This window comes from Agromyces kandeliae, from assembly GCF_009674665.1.
GTDB classification, from domain to species: domain Bacteria; phylum Actinomycetota; class Actinomycetes; order Actinomycetales; family Microbacteriaceae; genus Agromyces; species Agromyces kandeliae.
Genome location: NZ_WKJD01000021.1, coordinates 1 through 25,999, shown reverse-complemented (window position 1 = coordinate 25,999; position 25,999 = coordinate 1). Strand labels below are relative to the sequence as shown.

Here is a 25,999-nt window from a genome sequence, read left to right as displayed (position 1 = left end):
AAGGGATCGTGCGATCCTCCAACCACAGAAAGAGTCAATGATGAAGAAGGCACGTAAGACAGCACTGGCGCTGGTCACCGGCGCTGCCACCGTCGGTCTCGTGTTGACCGGCTGCGCACCCAGCGGAGGCGGTGACGGTGGGACGACCAGCGACGCCATCACCGATGAGCAGCGCGAGGAGGCCCTCAACACGCCGACCGACCTCACGTTCTGGACCTGGGTCCCGGACATCGAGAACGAGGTGGCGCTGTTCGAGGAGCAGTACCCCGCGATCAACGTCACGGTCGAGAACGTCGGCCAGGGCCTCGAGCACTATCAGAAGCTCCGCAGCGCGCTCGAGGCCGGCGAGGGGGCACCGGATGTCGCACAGGTCGAGTACCAGTACATCCCGTCGTTCGTCCTGACCGAGTCCCTGCTCGACCTCACCCCCTACGGTGCCGACGGCATCGCCGACGACTACGTCGGCTGGGCGTGGAACCAGGTGTCGCCGAACGAGGAAGTGTGGGCGGTTCCGCAGGACGTCGGCCCGATGGGCAACCTGTACCGAGAGGACATCCTGAGCGAGGCCGGCATCGCCGAGGCACCCGAGACCTGGGACGACTACGCCGCGGCGGCCAAGGCCGTCAAGGACGAGACCGGTTCCTACATCTCGAACCTCGGCGCCACGCAGGCCGGTCAGATGATCGGCTTCATGTGGCAGGCCGGCGTGCAGCCGTTCACCTACGACGGCGCCGAGACGGTCGGCATCGACGTGAACAACGACACGGCGAAGGAGGTCGCGAACTACTGGACCGAACTGATCCAGCAGGACCTGATCTCCGTCGACACGGACTTCTCCGACCAGTGGTACCAGGGCCTCGCGAACGGCAAGTACGCCGGCTGGCTGACTGCAGCCTGGGGGCCGATCTTCCTCCAGGGCACTGCTGAGAGCACCTCTGGCCTCTGGCGGGCGGCCCCGCTCCCGCAGTGGAGCGCGGGCGAGCAGGTCTCGGGCAACTGGGGCGGATCGTCCGACGCGGTCCTCGCGACCAGCGAGAACCCGATCGCCGCGTACGAGCTCGCGAAGTTCATCAACCACGACGAGGAGTCGGCGATGAAGCTCGCGACCGAGCAGTTCCTCTACCCGCCGCAGCTCTCGGTGCTCGAGAACCCGGACTTCATCGACCAGGAGTCGGAGTTCTACGGCGGCCAGCAGGTGAACAAGCTGTTCGCCGACATCTCCGAGACGGTTGACACCGACTTCCAGTGGGTGCCGTTCATGGAGTACGTCTACTCCACCTACGAGGAGACGATCGGTTCGGTCGTCGCGGAGAAGGGCGACATCGCAGCCGCGCTCGACGAGTGGCAGGATCAGCTCGTCAGCTACGCGGAAGGCCAGGGCTTCACGGTCGAGTGAGCCCGCGGGGCGCCCGTCGACCCCCACGACGGGCGCCCCGACCCACCCCGCCGGCGGGAACCGCCGGTCCGATCACAGCGAAGTGAGGACCATCGTGTCGCAGTCACCGGCGCTCGCCGCCGAGCGCCACCCAACAGCTCCAGCTCGACGAGGCAACGCGAACAAGCGCAGGCAGAACCGCGCGGCCTACCTGTTCATCCTCCCGTTCTTCCTCGTCTTCCTCACGATGCTCGTCATCCCGCTCATGTACGCCGGCTACCTGAGCCTCTTCGAGAGCAAGCTGATCGGCGGCGAGCAGTTCGCGTGGTTCGCCAACTACATCCGCGCCATCCAGGACTCCGCGTTCATCGGAAGCCTCCTGCGCATGGGCCTGTTCTTCATCGTCCAGGTCCCGATCATGCTCGGCCTCGCACTCCTCTTCGCGCTCGCGCTCGACAGCGGCCGCGCGCGCGGCGCGAAGGGCGTCCGACTGCTCGTGTTCATGCCGTACGCCGTGCCCGCGGTCGTCGCCACCCTGATGTGGGGCTACCTGTACGGGCCGGACTTCGGACCCCTCGCCCAGGTCGCGCGTGCGGTCGGCTGGGGAACGCCCGACTTCCTGTCCGCAGGGAACATCCTCGGCTCGATGATGAACATCGTCACCTGGGAGTTCGTCGGCTACAACATGATCATCATGTACGCCGCCCTCCGGGCGATTCCGAGCGACCTGTACGAGGCGGCCGAGATCGACGGTGCCGGACAGTTCCGGATCGCGTGGAGCATCAAGATCCCCGCGATCCGCCCGGCGATCATCCTCACCGTGATCTTCTCGATCATCGGAACGTTCCAGCTGTTCGCCGAGCCCAGCCTGCTCAACGCGATCGCACCCGACGCGATCACCCGGTCGTTCACCCCGAACTACTACGCCTACAACCTCGCCTTCCAGAACCGCGAACTGAACTACGCCGCCTCGATCGCGTTCCTCCTCGGAATCGTGATCGCCGTGCTGTCCTACGCGTTCCAGCTGGCAACCGAGCGACGCGAACGACGGGCACTGACCGAGACGGAGACCCCCTCATGACCTCCCTCGAGACCCGCGCCGCGGTCACCGTCGGCGCCCCGAAGCGAGCCCGCCGTGCCAAGGCCTTCGACCCGGAGAAGCGTCGGAGCTCGCTGCTCACGGTGCTGCTCTGGCTGGGCGTCGCGTACTTCATCCTGCCGCTCTGGTGGCTCCTCGTCTCGTCGACGAAGGACAACCAGGCGCTGTTCACGACGTTCGGGCTCTGGTTCGGCGGCGACTTCTCGTTCTTCGAGAACCTGCAGACCCTGTTCACGGTTCGCGGCGGGATCTTCACCCGCTGGCTCCTGAATACCGTCCTGTACGCCGGTGCTGCGGCGGTCGGCGCGACGCTGCTGTCGGCCATGGCGGGCTACGCGTTCGCGAAGTACGACTTCCCCGGCAGGAAGGCACTGTTCAGCGCGACGCTCGGTGCGATCATGATCCCCCTGACCGCGCTCGCGCTGCCGACCTACCTGTTGTTCTCGCAGGCAGGACTGACCAACACCCCGTGGGCGATCATCATCCCCTCGCTGGTGAGCCCGTTCGGCGTCTACCTGATGCGGGTGTACTCGGCCGACGCGATCCCCGACGAGCTCATCGAGGCGGCCCGCGTCGACGGCGCGGGGGAGTTCCGCATCTTCTGGCAGGTCGGGTTGCGACTGCTCGGCCCGGCGCTCGTGACCGTCTTCCTGTTCGCCCTCGTGGGGACCTGGAACAACTACTTCCTGCCCCTGATCATGCTCAACAGCTCGGATCTCTACCCGATCACGGTCGGCCTCGCCCAGCTGCAGGCCGCCGCGAACGCCGGAGGCGGATCTCAGGCGCTGTTCTCCACCGTGATCACCGGCTCGTTCATCTCGATCGTGCCGCTGATCATCGCGTTCCTGTTCCTGCAGCGCTACTGGCAGTCCGGGCTCGCCACAGGGAGCGTGAAGGGATGACGCTGCGGACTTCCCCAAGACAACCGGAACCTGCATTCGAGGAGACGCGACGATGACGATCTGGTACGGCGGCGACTACAACCCCGAGCAGTGGCCTCGCGACGTCTGGGACAGCGACGTCCAGCTCATGCAGCGCGGCGGCATCAGCCTCGCCACGGTGGCCGTGTTCTCGTGGGCGAGACTCGAACCACGCCCGGGCGAGTACGACTTCGGATGGCTCGACGACGTGCTCGACACCCTGCACGCCGGCGGTATCCGAGTCGACCTGGCGACGGCCACCGCGTCGCCGCCGCCGTGGCTGGCGAAGCGGCACCCGGAGACGCTGCCCGTCACGGAGGACGGCGTGCGCCTGGCGGTCGGCAGCCGCCAGCAGTACTGCCCGAGCTCACCCGTCTACCGCGAGCACGCGCGGCGGCTGGTCGAGCGGATGGTTGAACGCTACGCCGACCATCCCGCGCTGGAACTGTGGCACGTCAACAACGAGTACGGATGCCACGTGAGCCGGTGCTACTGCGACGTCTCCGCCGCGGCCTTCCGCACCTGGCTCGAGGCGCGATACGGCTCCATCGAGGAGCTCAACCGGGCCTGGGGCACCGCCTTCTGGTCGCAACGGTACGACGCGTTCGACGAGATCGAGCCGCCGCGCGCGGCGCCGACCTTCCGGAACCCGACCCAGTTGCTCGACTTCGACCGGTTCTCCAGCGACGAACTGCTCGCCTGCTACGACGCCGAGGTCGAGGTCATCCGCGCCTTGTCGGACGTGCCGATCACCACCAACTTCATGGGCTTCTTCAAGCCGGTCGACTACTGGAAGTGGGCGCCCAAGGTGGACGTCGTCTCGGACGACACCTATCCGGATCCGGCCGATCCGAACTCCGCGGCGTACGCCGCGATGGTCCGCGACCTCATGCGCTCGCTCGGCGGCGGCGCGCCGTGGATACTCATGGAACAGGCGCCGAGCGCCGTGAACTGGCGGGCACGGAACGCGCCGAAGGCGCCCGGCATGATGCGCGCCTGGTCGTACCAAGCGGTCGCGCGCGGCGCGGACGGGGTGCTCTTCTTCCAGTGGCGGCAGTCCGAGGCAGGATCCGAGAAGTTCCACTCCGGGATGGTCCCGCACGGCGGCACTGACACCCGCGTGTGGCGCGAGATCGAAGCACTGGGCGCCGAGCTCCAGCGGCTCTCCGCGGATCAGGTCGGCCTCGAGGGCAGCCGCGTGCCGGCCCAGGTCGCCATCGCGATGGACTGGGACAGCTGGTGGGCGATCGAGCAGCCGGCCTCGCCGACCACCGTCTCGTACCTCGAGGTCCTCTTCGCGTGGCACCGTGCGCTCAGCTCGCTCGGCGTGACGGTCGACTTCGTCCGAGCCGAGGCCGACCTGTCGGGCTACCGACTCGTCGTCGCGCCCGCCCACTTCGTGGCCACCGACGCACAGGTCGAGAACCTCGCCGCCTTCGCGCGATCCGGCGGCACGCTGGTCGCCGGGTTCGGCACGGCGATCACCGACGAGCACCTGCACATCCGCCTCGGCGGGTACCTCGGCGCGCCGCTTCGCGAAGCGCTCGGCATCCGCATCGAGGAGTTCGCGCCACCCGCTGCGCCCGACCTGCGAGCGACCGGGGAGGGCGACGCCCCGCCCGTCCCGATCACGGGCGACGTGCTCGGCGGCGATGTGCTCGGCGCGACGTGGGCGGAGTTCGTCCGACTCGACGACGCGGAGGCGCGGGCGACGTTCACCGAGGGGGCGCTCTCCGGTTGGCCCGCGGTCACCCGGCGCGCCTCCGGCGGCGGTGCTGGATGGTACGTCGCGACGCTGCCCGAGCCGGACGCGCTGGCACGCCTGGCCGCCGCCATCCTCGAGGATGCCGGCATCGCACGCCCCGACCCGGTTGGCACGGGCGGAGCGCTCGAGGTCGTCCGTCGCGGCGAGTACGTCGTGATCATCAACCACGGCGGTGACGACGCCGAACTCAACTTGGCGGGGACCGACCTGCTCTCCGGCTCGAACGCCCCCGGGCTCGTCCTCCCTCCGCAGGGCGTCGCGATCGTCCCGACGGACGCGGACGGATGACCGATGTCGGCGAGACCTGGTCGGGGACGCATCGCTTCGGGGCCCGCCGCCTCATCGCGGCGCAGTCCGTGCCGGAGGTGCAGGAAGTCCTCCGGAGCCGACCGGGCCCCGTCCGCGCGCTCGGCACGAGGCACTCGTTCAACGAGATCGCCGACTCCGCCGGAACGCTCGTCTCCGTCCTCGACGTCCCGCCGGCGCCGCGCGTGCTCGGCGGCGGTGACCGCGTCTCGGTCGGCGCCGGCATCCGCTACGGGGAGCTCGCGCTCTGGCTCGAGGAGCACGGGCTGGCCCTGCACAACATGGGCTCGCTGCCCCACATCTCGGTCGCCGGGGCGATGTCGACCGGCACGCACGGCTCAGGCGACCGGCTCCCGATGCTCGCAGACGCCGTGCGGGCGATCGAGTTCGTGGATGCCGCGGGCGCGCTGCAGCGCGTCGAATCGGACGACTGGCGATTCGGAGGGTTCCTCGTCGGGCTCGGGGCCTACGGCATCGTCACGAGGATCGAACTCGCGGTCCAGCCGTCGTACCGGGTCCGTCAACGGCTTCACATCGGCCTGGACTGGGGCGTGCTCGCGGAGCGGTTCGACGAGGTCACGGCGAGCGGCACGAGCGTGAGCCTGTTCACCCACTGGGGCTCGCCCTCGGTCGAACGGGTGCTCGTGAAGCAGCGCGCCGACGCCTCGTTCGACGACTCCGTGTTGGCGACGACGCGGGAGGCCGAGCCCGACGAGCGGTTCGATCAGCGGAGCTGGACGCCGCAGGACGGCAGTGAGGGGCCGTGGCTGCTGCGGATGCCGCACTTCCGCCTCGAGGAGACGCCGTCGTTCGGTGAGGAGATCCAGTCCGAGTACTTCGTGGCTCGCACGCGCGCGGCGGCGGCGATCGCGGCGGTGCGAGGACTCGCGGCCGAGATCGACCCCCACCTGATCATCACCGAAGTGCGCACGATCGCCGCGGACGACAGTTGGCTCGGTCCCGCCTCGGGGCGCGACAGCGTCGGGATCCACTTCACCTGGGCCCGGGACGAGGACGCCGTCCGCGCCCTGCTTCCGCGCATCGAGCAGGTGCTCGCTCCCTTCGACGTCCGCCCGCACTGGGGCAAGTGGCACGCGTTCGACGCCGACCGGATCGCGGCTGCGTACCCGCGCCTTCCGCTCGCGCGCTCGCTCTTCCGGGAACTCGACCCGACCGGCGTGTTCTCGAACGAGTACCTGGAAGCGCTCGGCGTGCGCGAGGCGCACACCAGCCCGACCGGACCGCTCTGATCACTCGGGGCCGGGCGCCCGCGCCGTCGACCGACGCACGATCAGGTCGGCATGCAAGGCGGGTTCGAGCGCGTGCGCCTCGCCCCTGATCCGGTCGAGGAGCGTCGAGAACGCCGCCCGCCCCTGCGCTGCGAAGTCGACGCGGAGCGTCGTCAGCGGAGGCGAGAAGTACGCCGCCTCAGGGATGTCGTCGACGCCGGCGACGCTGACATCCTCCGGGACCCGCAGACCTCGCTCCGTGAGGGCGAGGATCGCGCCCAGCGCCATCTGGTCGTTCGCTGCGACGATGGCGGTGGCACCGGCGAGGTCGGGAGCAGCCATCACCGCCTCATAACCCGAGCGCGCCGACCAGTCGCCCCGGAGCACGCCGGCCGACGAGAGCCCGCGGGCGGCGAGCGCGGTCGAGTAGGCGCGCGAACGGTTTCGCGCGGCAGACCATTCCGCCGGCCCGGCGACGTGCAGGAACGTGTGATGTCCGAGACCCACCAGGTGATCGAACAGCGCCGGGAAACCGAACTGGGTCAGTTCGGACGGGTCCGTGCCGCTCGTGTCGTCCGGCTCAGCGCCGAGATAGACCGGCACTCCGAAGTCCGCCGTCGCCAGTGCTTCGGACATCGTGTCGGTCGATGACATGACCAGAACGCCGGCGAGGTCGTGGCGACGCAGCATCTCGATGGCTTCGTTCAGCACGTCAGGGCGGGCGAGGTCGACCGTCACGATGTCGAGCACGAAGCCCGCATCCCGAGCCGCGGTCGTCGCCCCCTGCAGGATCTTGCTCGGGCCGAACTGGTCGAGTTCGTGGGTGATCGCACCGACGCGCTGCGAGCGGCCCGAGTTCAGGGCTCGCGCCGCGAGGTTCGGTCGGTAGTCGAGCTCCTTGAGCGCCTTCTCGACGCGTTCCCGGGTGGCGGGCCGGATTCCGGCGAAACCGTTCAGGTACCGCGTCACGGTCTGGTGCGAGACTCCGGCGGCGAGGGCGACGTCGTAGATGGTCGCCGCTCGACCTGCGCGACCGGCCGAGACCCTCCGCAGCGTCGAGCGCGCCACTCGCGGCCCGGTGGTCGCTTCGCCGCCGGGAACGGCCTCCGGCTCGCTTCCGTGCTCCTCGATGGCCATCGCTCCTCCGTGCTGTCCTCGTACCCCACGGTACCCGCGCCCGCGCAGGGCCGCGTCACGTCGTGCGACCGGGCCGAGGCTCATTCGTTCGAGCGCGACGATGCTCCGGCGAAACACGCTATGTTACCGGCAACATTAATGCTACGTTGCCCGAACGAGTCGGACTCGAAGGAGAGCTCATGTCATCGAAGACGATGAAACGGTTCCGGGCAGGCACGGCCGCAGCACTCGCATCCGCCCTGCTGTTCACGCCGGTCGTCGCCCAGGCGTACACCCCGACCCCGGGTGTGCTGTACCAACTGCCGAGCGGGACGGACTGCCTGAAGGGCCTCGGCAACTGCGCGATCTATCCCAAGTCGGTCCAGCTTCCCAGCGGCCGCATCGTCGCGTCGTTCGAGCGGTCCATCGTCCCGAGTTCCGGAAGTGCGGACGGCCAGACGCTGCCGATCTACGTCAGCGACGACCACGGCGACAGCTGGCAGCACCTCACCGAGGTCGAAGCGCCCGCCTACGTCTCGAGTGACCCCCAGTACGACCCCTACATCAGCAACTGGACCAACCCCAACCTGTACGTGCTCCCCGAGGACGTCGGGAGCCTCGCCGCCGGCACGCTGCTCCTCGCGAGCGTCGTTTCCGGCGACGACCACTACTACCTCGAGCACACGGCCGCCGATCCGAACTGGGTGCCGAACAACGACGGCGACCGCTCCGACATCGCCATCGCGCTGTACTCCAGCACCGACCAAGGCACGACGTGGGAGCTGGAGAACATCATCGCGAAGGGCGGATGGCAAGGCGGTTCGGCCGGGGCCACCGGCACGAACATCGCCGACGCGAACCAGTACGCGCAGATCGACCCCGTGTGGGAACCCCACCTGATGGCACGCGACGGCCAGCTGATCGCCTACTACTCCGACGAGAACGACTACCTTGGGATGAATGCCGGCACCGGCGTCCCCACGCTCGACCCGAACAACGCGACGGCTCCCGACTCGGGCGCGCAGATCCTCGCGCACCGGACGTGGGATGGCGCGAGCGCCGCATGGAGCGGACCGATCGTCGACGTCTCGGGCGACACGTTCAACTGGAACGGCGCACAGCAGATCGGCGGGGGTCGGCCCGGCATGGCCTACGTGGCCCCGACGACCGACGGAAAATGGATGCTCACCTTCGAGTACTTCGGAGGCGGAGCAAGCGTCCGATTCAAGATGGTCGACGACCCGCTCGCCTTCTACGCCGACGGCGACCCGAACGGCCGGGAGATCAGCCTCGCCAACGGCCAACAGGGAGATCTCCCGTTCGCGCCAGGATCACGGGGCCTCACGTGGGGCGGCAGCCCCGTGCTCAAGGCTCTGCCGGACGGCAGGCTCGTCTACAACGCAGCCGGCAGCGGCGACATCTGGGTCAACACGTCAGGTGCGAGCGACGGCGTCTGGACGCAATTCCAGACCACGATGCCGGGCGGGTACTCGCGCAACCTCCAGTACGACCAGGCCACCGGGCGGATCGTCATCCTGCAGGCGGCGTGGGAGGGGGCGACGACCCCGTCGACCATTCGCTTCGGCCACGTCGACCTCGGTCGCTCCGCAGGGCCGTACTACAGCGTCGTGAACCGCGCCAGCGGCCAGGTGATCGGCACCGGGGGGAACATCACCGACGCAAACATCGGCAACGGCGACGCCGCGGACGTTCGCCTCGAGGCCTTCGGTGCCACGTCCGTTGCGGACACCCAGTACTGGCACGTCGTCACCAAGGACGACGGCGCCGCCACGCTCCTCAACAAGTCGGGCGGCCGCGCGGCCGCGATCTGGGGCGGCAGTGCATACACCGGCGCCTCGATCGGGCAGTGGGTCGACGACGTGGCCGGCGGGCTCTGGAACATCGTGCCGACGACGGGGGACCACGTGCGCTTCCAGTCCACCGCGAACTCGTCGCTCTACCTCACCGGCGGTTCGAACGGGGCACCGCTCAGCCTCGCGACATACGCGGACAACGGCACGCAGGAATGGAAGCTGTACGCGGAAGGCATCACCCCTCCCGCCGACACCACGCCGCCAGTCGTCTCCGCGTCCGTCGACGGACGAACCCTCACCCTCACGGCCATCGATGACGCCTCCGGCGTGAGTTCGATCCAGTACCGCACCGCGGGCGCCACCAACTGGACCCAGTACACCGCGCCGGTGAAGTTCAACGGCAGGAAGAGCGTCGACGTCCAGTACCGGGCGACCGACGGGGCAGGGAACGTGTCGGCAGTCGCGACCGTCACCATCCCGTAGTCCTCGCACGACCACGGCTGAAACGGTCAGGGGGCCCGGGAGTACGGGCCCCCTGGCCCGCGCCGAGCCGACCTCGCAGGCAGAAGCAACGAACTGTCCAGAGAAGGGTATGTTTCCGGCAACATTCCTGCTAGCGTGGCCCGCACCGTCACTGGGGACGACTCGAACAGCCGTGGTTCCCGGGCAAGCACACATCACTCGTCGAAGGAGAACTCATGTCGTCGTGGAAGACGAAGGGGATCGCGGCCGGGGCCGTCGCATCCTTGCTCCTGATCGCCCCACTCGCACCAGCCCAGGCCTACGACCCCGAAGGCGGCATCCTGTACGAGGTCGGCGACCAGGACTGCCTCAAGGGACTCGGCAACTGCGCCGTCTACCCCAAGTCGGCCCAGCTCCCGAGCGGAAGGCTGGTCGCCGCCTTCGAGCGGTCCACCGTCGTCGAGTACGAGGACGACACCACTGGTGCGATCGGCCAGACCATGCCGATCTACGCGAGCGACGACCTCGGGTCCAGCTGGCAGCCCCTTTCGGAAGTGCAGGCGCCGGCGTTCCTCTCCGACGACCCCGAGTTCGATCCGTACACCAGTAACTGGACGAACCCGTACCTGTACGTGCTCCCCGAGGACGTCGGCGACCTCGAGGCCGGAACGCTGCTGCTCGCCACGGTCGTGTCCGGCGAGGACGAGTTCTATCGCGAACAGAAGGCCGCCGACCCGGAGTGGGTGCCCACCAACGACGGCGACCGCCGCGACATGGCCATCGCGCTCTTCGCCAGCACCGACCAGGCCGAGAGCTGGGACGTGGTCGACATCATCGCGACCGGTGGATGGCAGGGTGGCAGCGCCGGCAACATCGGCTCGGCCATCGCCGAGGCCAACGAGCACGCGCAGATCGATCCGCTCTGGGAACCGCACCTGCACGTCCACGACGGTCTCCTCGTCACGTACTACTCCGACGAGAACGACTACGTCGGCTATGACCCGGTGACCGGCGTACCCGAGCTCACGCCCGACAACGAGACCGGTCCCGACTCCGGCCGTCAGATCCTGGTCCACCGGACATGGGACGGCGAGGGGGAGTGGAGCGAACCCGTGGTGGACGTGGCCGGCGAGACGGTCGACTTCAACGGCTCGCCCCAGATCGGGCACGGTCGACCCGGCATGACGAATATCGTGCCCACGACCGACGGGCTCTACGTGCTCACCTACGAGTACTTCGGCTCCGAGACCTGGGGCTGGCCGGCAGAGGCGAACGTACGCTTCGAACTCTCGGCGGATCCGCTCGACTTCTTCTCCGACGGTGACGACACCGGCGAGCAGATCAGTCGCTGGAACGAGGACATGGCGGAGGGCCTGCCCTTCTACCCCGGCGCCCAAGGACTCTCGTGGGGCGGCAGCCCGGTCGTGATCGCGCTGCCCGACGGCCGCCTGGTGTACAACGCCGCCGGCAATGGCGACGTCTGGGTCAACGAGTCCGGCGCGAGCGACGGCCTCTGGCAGCAGTACAACACCACGATGGGCTCCGGCTACAGCCGCAACCTCCAGTACGTCGAGGGCACCGGCCGCATCGTCATCCTCCAGGGCACCTGGGGCGGCCCCTTCACCGGGGCGGTCATCCGCTACGGCGAGGTCGACCTCGGGCACTCGCAAGGTGACTACTACCAGGTCGTCAACCGTGCCACCGGGAAGGTGCTCGGCACCGGCGGCAATATCAGCGACGCCGAGTTCGACTTCCCGAAGTGGGTGCCCGACGTCCAGCTCGAAGACCAGTGCTCCGAACGTGAGGACACGCAGAACTGGCATGTCATCGACGAGGGTGACGGCACGGTCGAGCTCCTCAACCGTTCCGGTGGTCGCTCCGTGGCGATGTGGGGCGGAGGCGCGTACGACGGACAGGACATCGCCCAGTGGGTCGACGAGAACGACGGCGGCCGCTGGACCATCCAGGACGCCGACGACGGCCATGTACGGTTCCTCGCGACCGGCAGCGATGACCTGTACCTGACCGGCACGGCCGACGGCGACGTGGCCTTGCGTCTCGGTGCGGATGACGGCACCCAGGAATGGATGATCGTCCCGGTCGCCCCGACGATCACCGTCAAGGACGGAGCCAAGTGGACCGTCGGCGGGGACGGCGTGTACCGCAAGGCGTCGTACGTGATCGAGACGTCCGCATGCGAACTCACGAGCATCCTGCTCAACGGGGTCGAACAGGGGCCCGCGACGGGTACGTCGTTCGATCTCGACCAGCTGACGCCCGACTACCCGGGGGTCGTGCGCGGCATCAACGTCATCGAGGCGACCAACTCGCTTGGTGACACCACGGTGCTCGAATTCTCGATCGGCAAGAAGGAGAAGTAAGACGTCCACTTGCGCCTCACGGTCAGCAGCATCGCCGACCCGGGACTGTGCTTGGCCGCGCCCGAGTCGGAATGGGACATCGCGCTCAGCCTGCGAAGCGACCTCCAGCATCAAGCAGTGGACCTGTGGATAGCCATCCACGAGAAGGCGACGCCTCGGCCCGATGGGGCCGAGGCGTCGCTCGTTGGGCGGGGAATCCCTGGGGCCACTGCGTCGTCATGTGAGCTGCTGACCGGTTGCCGGCCCGACGGTGGAGTGCTCACCAGAGCAGGTACACGCCCGACGCGAAGGTCAGCACCAGCACGACGCGCTCGAACCACTCCTGCGAGATGCGCCTGGCCGCCATCCGCCCGCCCAACGCACCCAGTATGAGCGCCGGCACGAGCAGCAGGTTCAGGAGCAGCGACTCCGGGGTGATGAGCCCGAGGCCCACCGAGAACGGCAGTTTCATCGTGTTGACGATGAGGAAGAACCAGGCCGCGGTGCCGAGGATCGCCTGCACCGGCAGTCGGGAGGCCACGAAGTAGAGCGACATCACCGGGCCGGCGGCGTTCGCGATCATCGTCGTGAACCCGCCGAGCGGGCCGAACAGCCACGAGAGCGCGCGGGGGACCGGTCGTGCCTCCCGCCCGGCGGCAGCGTCGGCTCGACGCCGGAGCATCAGGAGGACGCTGAGCGCGACGAGCACGAGCAGCGTCGCGCCGATGATCCGGCGCACGACGATGTCGTTCGCCGCCCAGAGGACGACGACGCCCACCAGGATGCCGACGAGCACCGACGGCAGGAGGCGGCGGAGGATCTTCCAGTCGGCGTGGGCGTGGTACATCCGCACCGCGATGAGGTCGCCGACGAGCAGGAGCCCGAGGACGGCGCCGGTCGAGGCCTTCGCGGGGAGGACCGAGGCGAAGAGCGCGGCCGGGATCGGACCGAGCGCGGGCATGCCGCTCTTGGCCGCGCCGACCGCGAAGGCGGCGAGGGCGAGCATGCTCCACTCGAGTCCGGTGAAGTGGGGCACCGGTGCTCCCTTCGACGGGACGGGACGACTACTTGTCGACGAGCGTCATCTCGAAGGAGTACAGGTCGGGCGAGTAGCAGTGCTGCCCGAACTCGACCGCGCGCCCGGAGCTGTCGAACGCGGTGCGCGACATGGTGAGCACCGCCGATCCCTTCGGCAGCGCGAGCAGCTCGCGCTCCTTGGCGGTCGCGTTGCGCGCGCCGATTCGCTGCTTCGCCACCCGGATCGTGATGCCGCGCGCGCGGAGAAGCTGGTACAGGCCGCGTTCGGCGAGTTCTTCCTCGGTGAAGTCGGCGAACTCGCTCGGCAGGGTGTTGTCGAGGACTGCGAGGGGCACTCCGTCCGCATAGCGGAGGCGGACGATGCGCAGCACGCGGTCGCCGACCGCGACGCCGAGTTCGCGTGCGGCGTTCTCGTCGGCGGTGAGCACCTCGCGTGAGACGACCTCGGTCGTCGGCCCCTGCCCGGTCTGGGTCAGGTCCTCGTAGAGGCTCGTCAGCTCGACGTTGCGCGTCACCTGCCCGTGCACGACCTGGGTGCCGATGCCGCGCCGGCGGACGAGCAGTCCCTTGTCGACGAGCTCCTGGATGGCTCGGCGGACGGTCGGCCGGGAGAAGCCGAACCGCTGGCCGAGCGAGATCTCGTTCTCGAGGCGGGAACCCGCCGGCAGGTCCTCGTCGCGGATGGCGCGTTCGAGGCGGGTGGCGATCTGGTAGTAGAGCGGCACCGGGCTCGACCGGTCGAGGTCGAGGAAGAAGTCCGACGGAAGCACCGTCTCCGCCTGCGCCATCGCGAGCCCCCAAGAAACACAGATTGGTCGATTGTCCGGACAATTATTGCACTCTCCTGCCCGATCGCCTCGTTGCAGCTGGGCGTGTCATGCGCTAATGTCACTATGTCCGAACAAAGATGTCAGGAGGGCTCATGTCCGCGACCACCGTGCTGGCCGAACCACTGCCGCTGCGCCAGGCGGCCGACCGATTCCCGACCGTGCTCTGGAACGACTCGGCGGACCCGGACGAGCTGGCGAAGTCCATCGAGTTCGGCGCCGTCGGTGCCACGTGCAACCCGGTGATCGCGCTCGCCGCGGTGAAGGCGCACCTCGACGTCTGGGGACCACGCATCGGCGAGCTCGCCGAACTGTACCCGACGGCCTCCGAGTCCGAACTCGGGTGGAAGGTCGTCGAGGAGCTCTCCATCGAAGCAGCGAAGTTCCTCGAACCTGCGTTCGACGCCAGCGGCGGCCGCAACGGCCGACTGTCGGTGCAGACCGACCCCCGGCTCCATCGAGACGCCGACGCCCTCGTCGCGCAGGCGGTGCGCTTCAGCGGCCTCGCCCGCAACATCATCGTCAAGATCCCGGCGACCTCGGTCGGACTCCGGGCCATCGAGGAGGCGACGTATCGCGGCGTCAGCATCAACGTGACGGTGTCGTTCACCGTCCCCCAGGCCGTGGCCGCAGCGGAGGCGATCGAGCGTGGACTCGACCGCCGGGCCGCCGAGGGCCTGCCCGACCACGAGTTCGGGTCCGTCGTCACCATCATGGGCGGCCGACTCGACGACTGGCTGAAGGCCTGGACGCAGAAGCAGCGGATCCTGGTCGACCCGGGCATCCTGGAGTGGGCGGGAGTCGCCGCGCTGAAGCACGCGCACAGGACCTTCACCGAGCGCGGATTCCGGTCGAGGGTGCTCTCCGCCGCCTTCCGGAACCACATGCACTGGTCCGAGCTCCAGGGCGGCGACCTCGTGGTCTCCCCGCCGTTCGACTGGCAGCTTCGCATCAACGAGAACGGCATCGTCGCAGAGGACCGCATCGACGTTCCCGTCGACCCGGAGATCCTCGACGCACTCATGGAGCTCTCCGAGTTCCGGCGGGCGTACGAGGTCGACGGCATGACGCCGGAGGAATTCGATCGCTTCGGGGCGACGGTGCGCACGCTCCGGCAGTTCCTCGAGGCCGACGAGCAGCTCGATCGCGTCGTCCGAGACATCCTCCTGCCGCCGGTATGACACCCACGACCGACGGGGACGTCACCTTCCGGTCGCGCCGCTGGGTGAAGCCGGAGGACCTGAACGCGCACGGCACGCTCTTCGGCGGCAGCCTGCTGCGGTGGATCGACGAGGAGGCGGCGATCTACGCCATCCTCCAGCTCGGCAATCCCCGGGCGGTCACGAAGTACATGTCCGAGATCGACTTCGCGAGCTCGGCGCGGCAGGGCGACCTGATCGAACTCGGGATCCGGGCCACGGGCTTCGGTCGGACGTCGCTGACCATGCGCGCCGAGGTGCGGAACATGGTCACCCGCGAGCGCATCCTCGCCATCGACCGGATCGTCTTCGTCGGTGTCGACGATCATGGACGTCCCGTGCCGCACGGATACTCCGACATCACGTACGAGCGCGACCGTCTTCCTCGGCCCTGAATCCCTGCCCCCACGCCTGAATCCCTGCCCCCACGCCTGAATCCCTGCCCCCACGACGAAGCGCCCGCCGCAGCCGATCGGCTGCGGCGGGCGCCTCGTCGTGGCCGTAGTCAGCCGGCGAGCAGCGACTCGGTGAGGGCGGCGTCGGCCGCACGGAGCACCTCCGCGGCGACCGCGATGCCCTCGATGCGACCGAGTTCGGTGTCCTCGTGCTCGATGTTCACCATCATCTCGGGGTCCACCTCGTGCAGCGCGCGCAGGAACTCGGTCCAGTAGGCGACGTCGTGGCCCTTGCCGAGCGCGACGAAGTCCCATGCGGACTCCTTCGGCCACTCGTTGGCCCACTCGTCGCCGCCGAGGTTCACGCGCGGCTCGTCGGGCGAGAGCCGGCGGAAGCTGTTGTCGAGCACGCCGTTCAGCGCCGCCCACTGCGGATTGATCCGCACGTCCTTCGCAGCGGCGTGGAACACCAGGGCGCCGAGGTGGCGGACCACCGCGACCGGGTCCATCTGCTGCCAGAACAGGTGCGAGGCGTCGAGCTCGACGCCGACGTTGGTGGCGCCGGTCAGCTCGACGAGCTTGTGCACGTCGGCCGAGTTGAACACGAGGTTCTGCGGGTGCAGCTCGAGGGCGACCTTGACGTCGTGCTCGCGAGCGAGGCGGTCGGTCTCGCGCCAGAAGTCGGCGGCGATGCCCCACTGGTAGTCGAGCACGTCGAGCGCGCCCGAGTTCCACGCGTTGACGACCCAGTTCGGGTGGACCGTGCCGGGCTCGCCCCCGGGCAGGCCGGACATCGTCACGACCCGGTGCTGCCCGAGTCGCTCCGCGAGGCGGATGGCGCGCCTGACGTCCTCCGAGTGCGCGTCGCCGATGACCGGGTTCGGGTGCAACGGATTGCCGTTGCAGTTGAGGCCGGCGATCTCGACGCCGGTGCCCTCGAAGATCCCGAGGAAGTCGTCGCGGGCCGCGTCGCTGACGAGGATGTCGTCGAACGTCGGGACGTGGACGGCGGGCAGGAAGCCGCCGGTGTTGATCTCGAGTCCGGTGAGGCCGAGGTCGGCGACCACGGCGATGGCCTCCGGAAGCGGCCGGTCGTGCAGGATCGCGTTGTACAGTCCGAGTCGCATCTATCGTTCTCCTTTGTCGGTCGGAGTTCTGGGAGTTCTGGTGGGCTGAGGTTCGGCGACCTGCGGGGTCAGCCCGCGAGTCGGACGACCGCGCCGCCCAAGCGCTCGGACTCGGCCACGGCGGCGAGCAGCTCCATGTTGTGGACCCCCTCGTCGAAGCCTGCGTTCCGGGGGAGCGATGCCGACTCGTCGAGTCCAGCGACCTCCTCGAGGAAGGCACGCGCCTGGTACAGGAAGCCCTCGTTCTGCCCGAACCCGACGCCCGAGACGTCGATCGGCATGCCGCCGGCGATGTACGGGTGGGGGTTGCCGAGGGGGATGCGGCGATAGCCCTGCTGGGCGGCCGGGCCCTCGGAGAGGAAGAGCTGGATCTCCGACGGGCGGGCCTGGCTGAACTTCGCGGCGCCGCGCTCGGCGAAGACCTCGATCTGGAGATCGTTGGGGTGCCCGGCGGCCACGCGGGAGACCTCGATGGTGCCGGCGGCGCCGGAGGCGAAGCCGAGCGAGAAGGTCGCGTAGTCGTCGTTCTCGACGGTGTCGAGTTCGTCGGAGACCGCGCTGTGGCCGTGACCGCTCACCGCGCCGAGGGGCTTCGGGCGCTCGGCGATCACGGTGCTGAAGCGGCCGCCGCCGACCTCCGTCGCCTCGCCGGCGAGGAACTCGGCCAGGTAGCTGGCGTGGCTGCCGACGTCGGCGAGCGCACCGGAGCCCGACGGACCCTTGAAGCGCCAGCTGATGGCGGTCTTCGGGTCGGCGGCGTAGTCGGTCCAGTACCGGATGCTCACGTGCAGGACCCGGCCGAGCTGGCCCGACTGGATGAGCTCGCGGATGTAGGCGATGCCCGGTGCCCGACGGAAGGTGAGGCCGATGCGGGCGAGGGTCGGGGCGCGGTCGGCGGCCGCGGCCATCGCCCGCGCGTCCTCGAGCGTGTCCGAGAGCGGCTTCTCGCACAGCACGTGCTTGCCGGCGGAGAGCAGGCCTTCGACGATCTCGCGGTGCAGGTGGTTGGCGACGACGACGCTCACGACGTCGATGTCGTCCGCCTCGGCGATCGCCTGCCACGACGTGTCGTGGCGCGAGTAGCCGAATCGGCGCGCCGCGGCCTCGCCGGCAGGCTCGTAGGCGTCGGCGATCGACACCAGCCGGATCTCGGGAAGGATGCTCTCGTACAGGGCCGGTGCATTGCGGTAGGCGGCGGCGTGAGCCTTGCCCGCCATGCCGGCGCCGATGACGGCGACACCGAGTGGAGACATGGACAACGGGTCCTCCAGACAGGGACGGTTCCGACCCCTCACGGCGCCGGTGCGGTGAGAGACTCCATGTGGAGCGCTCCAACGGCGAGACTAGTCGTGTCAGTATGTCCTGTCAATAGGATGTGTCTGGGGAAAGGTGGGTCGATGTCCGCACCACGTCCGACGATCTATGACGTCGCCCGAGCGGCCGGTGTGTCGAAGTCGCTCGTGTCCCTCGTCCTGCGTGGATCCGATCGCGTCAGCGAGGCCTCGCGGGCGGCGGTCGAGTCGGCGATCCGCGACCTCGGCTACCGGCCGAGTCGTGCGGCCACCGACCTCGCGGCGGGTCGCACGCGGCTCGTGGCCGTGCTGATCGACGACTTCGCCAACCCGTGGTTCGTCGAACTGGTTCGCGGCCTCGGCCAGGTGCTCGCGCCAGCGGGGTACCGGGTCACGGTCGTGGACAGTGCGAACGCGGCGACCGCTGAAGACCCGGTCGAAGGGGTGCTCTCGATGCACGCCGACGGCATCGTCGTCGCGAGGGACGTGCCGCGCGCCCTCGTGGACTCGGCCGCATCGCCCATCGTCATCGCCGGCACCCGGACAGACGCACCGGTGGGCGTCGACGTCGTCGCGAACGACGACGGCGCGGGGGCGCGGCTCGCCGCGCTGCATGTCATCGGCCTCGGGCATCGGCGGATCGGCCACCTCGCCGCCGGCGGCGGCGCGGCGCGCGCACGGGCGGCGAGCTTCATCGCCACGGCGGTCGAAGCGGGCTCCGAGGTCGTCGCCACCGACTACACGGGTCCCGCGACCGAGGCCGCCGGATTCGATGCCGCGGGCAGTCTGCTCCGGGACCATGCCGGCATCTCGGCGATCTTCGCCGCGAACGACGTGATGGCGATCGGTGCGCTCGGGGCTGCCCGGGATCTCGGGATTCCCGTCCCCGCGGGGCTCTCGATCGTCGGCTACGACAACACCCCGCTCGCGCGGACGCACCTCATCCACCTCACGACGGTGGACGACAGCGGCTTCGGCGTGGGCCGGGAGGCCGGCCGCCTGCTCATCGCGCGGATGGCCGGTCGAGAGCCGGTCGGCGTCGCGCGCACGCTGCAGCCATCGCTCGTCGTCCGAGGCACCACCGGGCCCGCTCGCTAGCCCACCGGCACGGTCCGGTGCTCCGCTGCGCTCGCGCGCGCCGCGTCCAGGGCCGCCAGCACCTCGATGCCCTCGCGCGCCGGTACCGGCCCGGGTCCGCCGGCCTGCACCGCCTCGGCGAAGGCGTCGTAGAAGGCTGCGTAGTCGCCCTGGAGGGAGGGGATGCGCCGGGTGCCGCTCTCGACGGCGAGCACCCCCCACCGCTCCTCGGACTCGTACCCCCAGGTGTCACGACCGCCGATCGGAGATTCGCCTCGCCGCAGCGCCTCGAACTGGACGTCGGCGAAATCGGATCGGTACGAGCCTCGGTCGCCGTGCACGCGGAGTTCCCGCGACGATAGCCGGTTGACCTTGCTGGCGGAGACGTGCGAGTGCGCGCCGGACTCGTGCTCGATCGTGATCGTGAAACCGGTGTCTGTGCGGCCCGCAAGCAGGTCCCGCCAGTCGAGCTGCGCGGACACGAATCGCGCAGGGCCGAGCAGGTGAAGCGCTTGATCGACGACGTGGCTGCCGAGGTCGCGCAGGAGGCCACCCTCGGGTCCGCCCTCGAGGGTCGCCGGGTCGTCCTGGTCGCACCGAAGGTCGAGCCGCGTGATGCGACCCAACGCCCCGGAGACGATGATCGATCGTGCAGTGACGATGTCGGTATCCCACCGTCGGTTGTGGAATACGTTGAGGACGACGCCTGCCCGCTCGGCGGCATCCGCCAGTTCCCGGCCATCCTGCGCGGTTGGCGCGAAGGGCTTGTCGGCGACGACGTGGACGCCTCGACCGATCGACTCCAGCACGAGTTCGCGCCGCGTGTGCGGGGGAGTCGAGACGACGACTGCATCGACACCCGCGTCCATGAGGTCGCCCAGGCTCGCGAACACCCGAACGTCGGGGTGGTCGCGTCGGGCCTTCGCGACCCGCTCCGGGGAGCGCGCGACGATGCCGACGAGTCGGCACTCGCGGGATGCGCGGATGTAGGGAGAGTGGAAGAGGCGTCCGCCGACGCCGTATCCGACGAGGCCCACACGGATCGTCACGGGCGCTCCTTTCGTCTGTGGAAGGGGGAGTATTCGACAGAATGTCCGAACAATTCGCTGCGGTCAACCTCGACCCCCAAGGGGCCAAATGTTACGGTTAGGTAACGAGAGGAAACAACCTATTGTCAGTATGTACTGACATGGAGGACTATCGGTGGTGATCAAGGTCGATCCCGCACCCACGCGGCTCACGCTGATCACAGACGATCCCCGCCGCGAAACGCGGCTCAACAATGAAGGGAGTCGCGGGATGAAGTCCTCGCTGCTCAACGTCCGCGCCGGCCGCCCCAGCCGACGCCTCCTCATCTCCTCCGCGCTCGTCTCCGCAGCCGTCGTCGCCCTGGCCGGCTGTTCGGCCGGGGGCGAAGGCACCGCGTCGAGCGACTCGTCCTCCGGCGACACCGCCGGCGGCGGCGAGGGCATCTCGATCGTCGTCATGGGCGGCGCGACCGACGACCCGTTCTGGTCGACGGTGAAGCGCGGCGGAGAGGCGGCCGCCAAGGCCGTCGAAGCCGCCGGCGGCTCCGTCACCTTCCTCGCGATGCCGAACTACGACAACTTCAACGCCGACGCCGCGAAGCTCGTCTCCAACATCGAGTCGCTCAACCCGAGCGCCGCCGTCATCCCGGACTGGGCGCCCGACGCGCAGAACGAGAACATCTCGATCATCACGGGCAAGGGCATCCCGGTCTTCCTCTACAACACCGGAATCGACCAGGTCGAGGCCGTCGGCGCCCAGGGCTATATCGGATCGGACGACTACACCTCGGGCAAGCTCGCCGGCGAGACCTTCGCCGCCGAGGGTGCCAAGCACGTGGTGTGCGTGAACACGCTGCCCGGAACGACGAACGCCGACGCACGCTGCCGCGGCGTCCAGGAGGGCGCGGAGCCGGGCGGAGCGGAGTACGAGGAGCTTGCGCTCCCGACCTCGCAGTTCGGCGACCCGTCCGCGGTGGCCCAGGCGATCAAGGGCGCGATCATCCAGGACCCGACGATCGACGCGATCTTCACGCCCGGCCAGTCCGACACCAACGCGGCGGCGAGCGGCATCGACCAGGCCGGCGCGACCGGAAAGGTCTTCCTCGGCGGCCAGAACTTCGACACCGAGTCGCTCGACCGCATCAAGAACGGCACCCAGCTGTTCGCCATCGACCAGCAGGGGTACTCGCAGGGCTACTACGGCGTCTCCGCGGCGTTCCAGCTCGCCGCGTACGGCATCCAGCTCGCGGTCGACCCGCTCCTGACCGGTCCGGCGCTGATCGACGCGAGCAACGTCGAGACGGCGGAGGCGGGCGTCAAGCTCGGAGTCCGCTGAGCCCCGACCCGGGGCGGCCTCCGGGCCGCCCCGGGTCACCTCCATCGCAACGAAGCAGAAGGAAAGAGCAGGACATGACCACGCACGCACCCCAGGGCGCCCCGCCATCGGGCGGCAAGCAGTCCCTCAACAAGACCGAGTCGAACATGGTCCTCACAGGTGTCCGCTCCCAGCGGACCGTCGGTGACCTCTTCCGCCGTCCGGAGACCGGGGCCCTCGTCGGCACCGTCACGGTCTTCATCTTCTTCGCGATCTTCGGCGGCGCACAGTTCCTCACCACCGGCGGCGTCGCGAGCTGGCTCAACATCGCCTCGGAGCTCGCCCTCATCGCACTCCCCGTCGCGCTCCTCATGATCGCGGGCGAGTTCGACCTCTCGGTCGGGTCGGTGGTCGCGAGCAGCTCCGTGACCCTCGCCGTGGTCTCCGGCGTCTATGGAATGCCGCAGATCATCGGCATCATCGCCGCCCTCGCGGTCGGCGCCCTCACCGGGTTCGTCAACGGGATCATCGTCGCCCGGACGAACGTCCCCTCGTTCATCGTGACCCTGGCGATGCAGTTCGCCCTGGCCGGCCTGACGCTCGGCCTCGCTCGCGTGATCGCCGGCAGCACGAGCGTCCCGCTCACGCCGGACCCCGTGTTCAAGGCGCTCTTCGGGACCCTGATCAACGGCCAGTTCGAGGTCGCCATCTTCTGGGCGATCGGCGCAGCGGTCGTGGTCGTCTGGATCCTGCAGATGACCCGTGCCGGAAACTGGATCTTCGCCATCGGCGGCGACTCGCAGAGCGCCCGCGCAGCGGGCATCCCGGTTCCCAAGGTCAAGATCGCCCTCTTCATGTCCACCGCGATCGGTGCCTCGCTCGTCGGCATCATCCAGACCATGCTCTACAACGGCGCGCAGACCGGCAGTGGCCAGTCGTTCGTCTTCAACTCGATCGTCGCGGTCGTCGTCGGTGGTGTGCTCCTCACTGGAGGGTACGGCTCGGTCCCCGGCGTCATCCTCGGCTGCCTCACGTTCGCGATCGTGAACCAGGGCATCTACTACACCGGCTGGAACTCCGACTGGGCCCAGCTGATCCTCGGCATCCTCCTCCTGGTCGCCGTGCTCATGAACAACACCTTCCGACGGCTCGCCCTCAGCGGCGGCGGCCGGAAGGCGGCATCGGCTGCGAAGGGAGCCTGAGATGACCACCCCACTGCTCACCCTGTCCGACGTGTCGAAGAACTTCGGCACCAACCAGGCGCTCTCCGACATCTCGCTCGAGGTGAACCCCGGAGAGGTGCTGTGCCTCCTCGGCGACAACGGTGCCGGGAAGTCGACCCTGATCAAGATCCTGTCGGGCGTGCACAAGCCCTCATCCGGGACCGTCGAGGTCGAGGGCAAGCCGGTCGTCTTCGACAGCCCGAAGGCCGCCAGTGACGTCGGCATCGCGACCGTCCACCAATACGGCGGAACCTTCCCGCTGATGTCGGTCGCCCGCTGCTTCTTCGTGGGGCACGAGCCCACCAAGGGCGTGTGGCCGTTCAAGTACTTCGACAAGAAGGCCGCCGGCGAGATCACGGTCCGCGAGATGCAGAAGCTCGGCATCACGCGCGTCACCGACGGCAGCCGGCTCACCGGCGCCCTCTCGGGCGGCGAGCGCCAGTCGCTGGCGATCGCCCGGGCGGTGTACTTCGGCGCACGCGTCCTGATCCTCGACGAGCCCACCTCGGCGCTCGGCGTGAAGCAGTCCACGCACGTGCTCCGCATCATCATGCATGCGCGCGCCCAGGGCATCGCGGTCGTCTTCGTCACGCACAACGTGACCCACGCGATGGCGGTCGGCGACCGCTTCGCCGTGCTCATCCACGGCAAGAAAGCGGACGACTTCCGCAAGGGCGAGCGCACACGCGAGCAGATCACCGACCTGATGGCCGGTGGCGAGGCCATGGCCGAGCTCGAGGCCGAGCTCGCGGAGCTCACCGGGCCGGTGCAGACGACGCCCTGACATGGTCGGCAGCCGGGCTGCGTTGCGTTTCGGCGCAGCCCGGCGGAATATGTTAGAATGTCCTAACAAACTCTCACTCGAGGAAGCGCGAAATGACGGAATCCCGCGACAGCCGATTCGACGTACTGACGATCGGGCGCATCGGCATCGACATCTACCCGCTGCAGGACGGCGTCGGGCTGGAGCAGGTCGAGACCTTCGGGAAGTTCCTCGGCGGAAGCCCGACGAACGTCGCGATCGCGGCCGCCCGGCACGGGCTCCGGACCGCGGTGATCACCGCCACGGGCGATGACCCCTTCGGCCGCTATGCCCATTCCGAGCTCCAGCGGCTCGGGGTCGACGACCGTTACGTCGGCACGGTGCCCGGCCTGAATACGCCCGTCACGTTCTGCGAGATCTTCCCGCCCGACGACTTCCCGCTGTACTTCTACCGGGCGCCGATCGCCCCGGACCTCGTCCTGGCCGGCGGGCGGCTCGACCTCGACGCGATCAGCCGCGCCTCGATCTACTGGTCGACGGTGACGGGGCTTTCCGTGGAGCCGAGCCGTTCCGCGCACCACACCGCTTGGCAGGCGCGCGGTCGCGCTCCGCTGACCATCCTCGACCTCGACTACCGTCCGATGTTCTGGTCGTCGCCCGAGGCTGCGACGACGGAGGTCGACCGCGCGCTCGAGCGCGTGACCGTCGCCGTGGGCAACCGGGAGGAGTGCGAGATCGCGGTCGGCGAGACCGAGCCGCAGCGCGCGGCCGATGCCCTGCTCGAGCGCGGCGTCGAACTCGCGATCGTGAAGCAGGGCCCCAAGGGCGTCCTGGCCAAGACCCGCGACGAGACCGTGGAGGTGCCTCCGTATCCCGTCGACGTGGTCAACGGGCTCGGTGCCGGCGACGGCTTCGGAGGCGCGCTCTGCTACGGGCTGCTCCAGGACTGGCCCCTCGAGCGCGTGCTCCGCTTCGCGAACATCGCCGGGGCCATCGTCGCCACCCGCCGCGAGTGCTCGACGGCGATGCCCTCGACCGCCGAGGTCGAGGCGATCCTCGAGGAGACCGCCGATGTCCACGCCTGAGATGGAGCGCGTGGCGCGCGCACTGGCCGCCGCGGACTTCGAGCGGCTGCGCCGGGTGCGCCACGAGGCGCCGGCGACCATTCCGGCGACGCTCGCGGAGCGACGCCGACGCCCCCTCGTGCAGGGCGACGGTCGGCTGTTCATCGTTGCCGCCGACCACCCGGCCCGCGGCGCGCTCGGCGTCGGACCCGAGTCGATGGCGATGGCGAGCCGATACGACCTGCTCGAACGTCTTGCCACGGCCCTCGCCAATCCCGGCGTGGACGGCGTGCTCGGCACGCCGGACATCATCGAGGACCTCGCCGTCCTCGGTGCCCTCGACGGCAAGGTCGCCGTTGGGTCGATGAACCGTGGAGGCCTCCGCGGCTCGGTGTTCGAGATGGACGACCGGTACACCGGGTACGACGTCGATGCGATGGTGCGATCCCGCTTGGACGCGGCGAAGCTGCTCGTCCGCGTGAACCTCGGCGACGCGGGGACGGCCCGGACGCTCGAGGAGACCGCGCGTGCGGTGACCGCCGCGGCCGCGGCCGAACTGCCCATCATGCTCGAGCCCTTCATGAGCAGCTGGGTCGACGGGCGGATCGTGAACGACCTGACCGCCGATGCCGTGATCACCTCCGTGGCGATCGCTTCGGGGCTCGGTGCGAGTTCCGCGTACTCCTGGCTGAAGCTTCCGGTCGTGCCAGAGATGGAACGCGTGATGGAAGCGGCGACGCTTCCCACGCTCCTGCTCGGAGGGGACGCCGACGGCGACCCCGACGCGACGTTCGCATCCTGGCAGGGCGCCCTCGCGCTCCCGGGCGTCCACGGCCTCGTCGTCGGCCGGACGCTCCTCTATCCGCACGACGGCGATGTCGAACGTGCCGTGGACGCGGCCGCGCGGCTCGTGCACGGCGACTGACCGACCCCGACCCCGACAGACCCCAACCGAAGGAAACACCATGACCAACGTCACTGAAGCCCCCAGGGGCGAGGTCCGCGAGGGCCTCACCGTCATCTCCCACTGGATCGACGGCGCGCCGAGCGTGTCCACGTCGGGTCGCACCGCGCCGGTGTTCAACCCCGCTACCGGTGCCGTCCGGGCCGAGGTCGCGTTGGCCGACCAGGCCGAGATCGACGCGGCGATCGCGTCGGCGCAGCGTGGGTTCGAGGTGTGGAGCGGGTACTCGATCGCGAAGCGG

The 25,999-nt window shown here is 69.2% G+C and carries 22 protein-coding genes; 16 read left to right on the top strand and 6 right to left on the bottom strand.

Going from position 1 to position 25,999, the window contains the following annotated elements; genetic code table 11:
• Positions 1 to 40 precede the first annotated feature (40 nt).
• The 5 genes from GJR97_RS15900 (at position 41) to GJR97_RS15880 (ending at position 6,715) form a co-directional block, all read left to right on the top strand.
• On the top strand, positions 41 to 1,396 hold the full coding sequence (locus GJR97_RS15900; RefSeq protein ID WP_229276347.1) for an ABC transporter substrate-binding protein: 1,356 nt from the start codon (positions 41 to 43) through the stop codon (positions 1,394 to 1,396).
• Positions 1,397 to 1,490: 94 nt separating this feature from the next.
• Complete coding sequence (locus tag GJR97_RS15895; RefSeq protein ID WP_324613599.1) at positions 1,491 to 2,456, top strand: carbohydrate ABC transporter permease; 966 nt, start codon at positions 1,491 to 1,493, stop codon at positions 2,454 to 2,456.
• Positions 2,453 to 3,376, top strand: coding sequence for a carbohydrate ABC transporter permease (locus tag GJR97_RS15890; RefSeq protein WP_154347764.1), 924 nt, complete (start codon positions 2,453 to 2,455; stop codon positions 3,374 to 3,376). The genes GJR97_RS15895 and GJR97_RS15890 overlap by 4 nt, the downstream gene beginning before the upstream one ends.
• A 52-nt stretch (positions 3,377 to 3,428) precedes the next feature.
• Positions 3,429 to 5,447, top strand: a complete 2,019-nt coding sequence (locus tag GJR97_RS15885; protein WP_154347763.1) for a beta-galactosidase — start codon at positions 3,429 to 3,431, stop codon at positions 5,445 to 5,447.
• Complete coding sequence (locus GJR97_RS15880; RefSeq protein WP_154347762.1) at positions 5,444 to 6,715, top strand: D-arabinono-1,4-lactone oxidase; 1,272 nt, start codon at positions 5,444 to 5,446, stop codon at positions 6,713 to 6,715. Before GJR97_RS15885 ends, GJR97_RS15880 begins: the two co-directional genes overlap by 4 nt.
• Here GJR97_RS15880 and GJR97_RS15875 read toward each other — a convergent pair whose 3' ends face one another.
• The gene (locus tag GJR97_RS15875) at positions 6,716 to 7,831 is read right to left on the bottom strand and encodes a LacI family DNA-binding transcriptional regulator (RefSeq protein WP_195760740.1); all 1,116 of its coding nucleotides are present in this window, start codon (positions 7,829 to 7,831) and stop codon (positions 6,716 to 6,718) included. It lies immediately after the preceding gene.
• A 179-nt stretch (positions 7,832 to 8,010) separates the two neighbouring features.
• Here GJR97_RS15875 and GJR97_RS15870 point away from each other — a divergent pair, with 179 nt between their 5' ends.
• On the top strand, positions 8,011 to 10,107 hold the full coding sequence (locus tag GJR97_RS15870; protein ID WP_229276346.1) for an RICIN domain-containing protein: 2,097 nt from the start codon (positions 8,011 to 8,013) through the stop codon (positions 10,105 to 10,107).
• A gap of 215 nt (positions 10,108 to 10,322) precedes the next feature.
• Positions 10,323 to 12,467, top strand: coding sequence for an RICIN domain-containing protein (locus GJR97_RS15865; RefSeq protein WP_154347760.1), 2,145 nt, complete (start codon positions 10,323 to 10,325; stop codon positions 12,465 to 12,467).
• Between the two features lie 259 nt (positions 12,468 to 12,726).
• Here the strand turns inward: GJR97_RS15865 and GJR97_RS15860 are convergent, their stop codons facing one another.
• Together GJR97_RS15860 and GJR97_RS15855 are read right to left on the bottom strand one after the other, a co-directional pair.
• Entirely contained in the window at positions 12,727 to 13,482 is a 756-nt protein-coding gene (locus GJR97_RS15860; protein ID WP_324613598.1) for a sulfite exporter TauE/SafE family protein, read from the bottom strand.
• Between the two features lie 28 nt (positions 13,483 to 13,510).
• Positions 13,511 to 14,272: a GntR family transcriptional regulator gene (locus GJR97_RS15855; protein ID WP_154347759.1), complete on the bottom strand. Its 762-nt coding sequence runs from the start codon at positions 14,270 to 14,272 to the stop codon at positions 13,511 to 13,513.
• Between the two features lie 134 nt (positions 14,273 to 14,406).
• On the opposite strand from GJR97_RS15855, the gene GJR97_RS15850 reads away from it, so the two are divergent.
• Together GJR97_RS15850 and GJR97_RS15845 are read left to right on the top strand one after the other, a co-directional pair.
• Positions 14,407 to 15,492: a transaldolase family protein gene (locus GJR97_RS15850; RefSeq protein WP_229276345.1), complete on the top strand. Its 1,086-nt coding sequence runs from the start codon at positions 14,407 to 14,409 to the stop codon at positions 15,490 to 15,492.
• A complete protein-coding gene (locus tag GJR97_RS15845; protein WP_154347757.1) occupies positions 15,489 to 15,905 on the top strand; it encodes an acyl-CoA thioesterase in 417 nt (138 codons plus the stop codon). Before GJR97_RS15850 ends, GJR97_RS15845 begins: the two co-directional genes overlap by 4 nt.
• Before the next feature lie 110 nt (positions 15,906 to 16,015).
• Here the strand turns inward: GJR97_RS15845 and GJR97_RS15840 are convergent, their stop codons facing one another.
• Positions 16,016 to 17,032 (bottom strand): sugar phosphate isomerase/epimerase family protein, encoded by a 1,017-nt coding sequence (locus tag GJR97_RS15840; RefSeq protein WP_154347756.1) that lies wholly within the window; start codon positions 17,030 to 17,032, stop codon positions 16,016 to 16,018.
• Between the two features lie 68 nt (positions 17,033 to 17,100).
• Positions 17,101 to 18,285: a Gfo/Idh/MocA family protein gene (locus GJR97_RS15835; protein WP_154347755.1), complete on the bottom strand. Its 1,185-nt coding sequence runs from the start codon at positions 18,283 to 18,285 to the stop codon at positions 17,101 to 17,103.
• 144 nt (positions 18,286 to 18,429) lie between these two features.
• Between GJR97_RS15835 and GJR97_RS15830 the strand changes: the two genes are divergently transcribed.
• Complete coding sequence (locus GJR97_RS15830; RefSeq protein ID WP_154347754.1) at positions 18,430 to 19,422, top strand: LacI family DNA-binding transcriptional regulator; 993 nt, start codon at positions 18,430 to 18,432, stop codon at positions 19,420 to 19,422.
• Here the strand turns inward: GJR97_RS15830 and GJR97_RS15825 are convergent.
• Positions 19,419 to 20,450: a Gfo/Idh/MocA family protein gene (locus GJR97_RS15825; protein WP_324613597.1), complete on the bottom strand. Its 1,032-nt coding sequence runs from the start codon at positions 20,448 to 20,450 to the stop codon at positions 19,419 to 19,421. The two genes, GJR97_RS15830 and GJR97_RS15825, sit on opposite strands and share 4 nt — an antisense overlap.
• A 250-nt stretch (positions 20,451 to 20,700) precedes the next feature.
• Between GJR97_RS15825 and GJR97_RS15820 the strand changes: the two genes are divergently transcribed.
• The 6 genes from GJR97_RS15820 to GJR97_RS15795 all read left to right on the top strand — a co-directional run.
• Entirely contained in the window at positions 20,701 to 21,765 is a 1,065-nt protein-coding gene (locus GJR97_RS15820) for a substrate-binding domain-containing protein (protein ID WP_154347753.1), read from the top strand.
• A gap of 74 nt (positions 21,766 to 21,839) precedes the next feature.
• Positions 21,840 to 22,946 (top strand): ABC transporter permease, encoded by a 1,107-nt coding sequence (locus GJR97_RS15815; protein ID WP_229276344.1) that lies wholly within the window; start codon positions 21,840 to 21,842, stop codon positions 22,944 to 22,946.
• 1 nt (position 22,947) lies between these two features.
• On the top strand, positions 22,948 to 23,751 hold the full coding sequence (locus tag GJR97_RS15810; RefSeq protein ID WP_154347752.1) for an ATP-binding cassette domain-containing protein: 804 nt from the start codon (positions 22,948 to 22,950) through the stop codon (positions 23,749 to 23,751).
• 92 nt (positions 23,752 to 23,843) lie between these two features.
• Positions 23,844 to 24,815 (top strand): 5-dehydro-2-deoxygluconokinase, encoded by a 972-nt coding sequence (gene iolC / locus GJR97_RS15805; RefSeq protein WP_154347751.1) that lies wholly within the window; start codon positions 23,844 to 23,846, stop codon positions 24,813 to 24,815.
• Positions 24,802 to 25,719 carry a class I fructose-bisphosphate aldolase gene (locus tag GJR97_RS15800; protein ID WP_229276343.1) on the top strand — a complete coding sequence of 306 codons (918 nt, stop codon included), beginning with the start codon at positions 24,802 to 24,804 and terminating at the stop codon, positions 25,717 to 25,719. Before iolC ends, GJR97_RS15800 begins: the two co-directional genes overlap by 14 nt.
• 40 nt (positions 25,720 to 25,759) lie before the next feature.
• The coding region (locus tag GJR97_RS15795; RefSeq protein ID WP_154347750.1) for an aldehyde dehydrogenase family protein at positions 25,760 to 25,999 on the top strand (240 nt) is incomplete at its 3' end.

What these genes read in the sequence shown, in the direction of transcription:
- GJR97_RS15900 (WP_229276347.1), top strand. Translation starts at nt 41, where the DNA reads ATGAAGAAGGCACGTAAGACAGCACTGGCGCTGGTCACCGGCGCTGCC.
- GJR97_RS15890 (WP_154347764.1), top strand. Translation starts at nt 2,453, where the DNA reads ATGACCTCCCTCGAGACCCGCGCCGCGGTCACCGTCGGCGCCCCGAAG.
- GJR97_RS15885 (WP_154347763.1), top strand. Translation starts at nt 3,429, where the DNA reads ATGACGATCTGGTACGGCGGCGACTACAACCCCGAGCAGTGGCCTCGC.
- GJR97_RS15880 (WP_154347762.1), top strand. Translation starts at nt 5,444, where the DNA reads ATGACCGATGTCGGCGAGACCTGGTCGGGGACGCATCGCTTCGGGGCC.
- GJR97_RS15875 (WP_195760740.1), bottom strand. Translation starts at nt 7,831, where the DNA reads ATGGCCATCGAGGAGCACGGAAGCGAGCCGGAGGCCGTTCCCGGCGGC.
- GJR97_RS15870 (WP_229276346.1), top strand. Translation starts at nt 8,011, where the DNA reads ATGTCATCGAAGACGATGAAACGGTTCCGGGCAGGCACGGCCGCAGCA.
- GJR97_RS15865 (WP_154347760.1), top strand. Translation starts at nt 10,323, where the DNA reads ATGTCGTCGTGGAAGACGAAGGGGATCGCGGCCGGGGCCGTCGCATCC.
- GJR97_RS15855 (WP_154347759.1), bottom strand. Translation starts at nt 14,272, where the DNA reads ATGGCGCAGGCGGAGACGGTGCTTCCGTCGGACTTCTTCCTCGACCTC.
- GJR97_RS15850 (WP_229276345.1), top strand. Translation starts at nt 14,407, where the DNA reads ATGTCCGCGACCACCGTGCTGGCCGAACCACTGCCGCTGCGCCAGGCG.
- GJR97_RS15845 (WP_154347757.1), top strand. Translation starts at nt 15,489, where the DNA reads ATGACACCCACGACCGACGGGGACGTCACCTTCCGGTCGCGCCGCTGG.
- GJR97_RS15840 (WP_154347756.1), bottom strand. Translation starts at nt 17,032, where the DNA reads ATGCGACTCGGACTGTACAACGCGATCCTGCACGACCGGCCGCTTCCG.
- GJR97_RS15835 (WP_154347755.1), bottom strand. Translation starts at nt 18,285, where the DNA reads ATGTCTCCACTCGGTGTCGCCGTCATCGGCGCCGGCATGGCGGGCAAG.
- GJR97_RS15830 (WP_154347754.1), top strand. Translation starts at nt 18,430, where the DNA reads ATGTCCGCACCACGTCCGACGATCTATGACGTCGCCCGAGCGGCCGGT.
- GJR97_RS15820 (WP_154347753.1), top strand. Translation starts at nt 20,701, where the DNA reads ATGAAGTCCTCGCTGCTCAACGTCCGCGCCGGCCGCCCCAGCCGACGC.
- GJR97_RS15815 (WP_229276344.1), top strand. Translation starts at nt 21,840, where the DNA reads ATGACCACGCACGCACCCCAGGGCGCCCCGCCATCGGGCGGCAAGCAG.
- GJR97_RS15810 (WP_154347752.1), top strand. Translation starts at nt 22,948, where the DNA reads ATGACCACCCCACTGCTCACCCTGTCCGACGTGTCGAAGAACTTCGGC.
- iolC (WP_154347751.1), top strand. Translation starts at nt 23,844, where the DNA reads ATGACGGAATCCCGCGACAGCCGATTCGACGTACTGACGATCGGGCGC.
- GJR97_RS15800 (WP_229276343.1), top strand. Translation starts at nt 24,802, where the DNA reads ATGTCCACGCCTGAGATGGAGCGCGTGGCGCGCGCACTGGCCGCCGCG.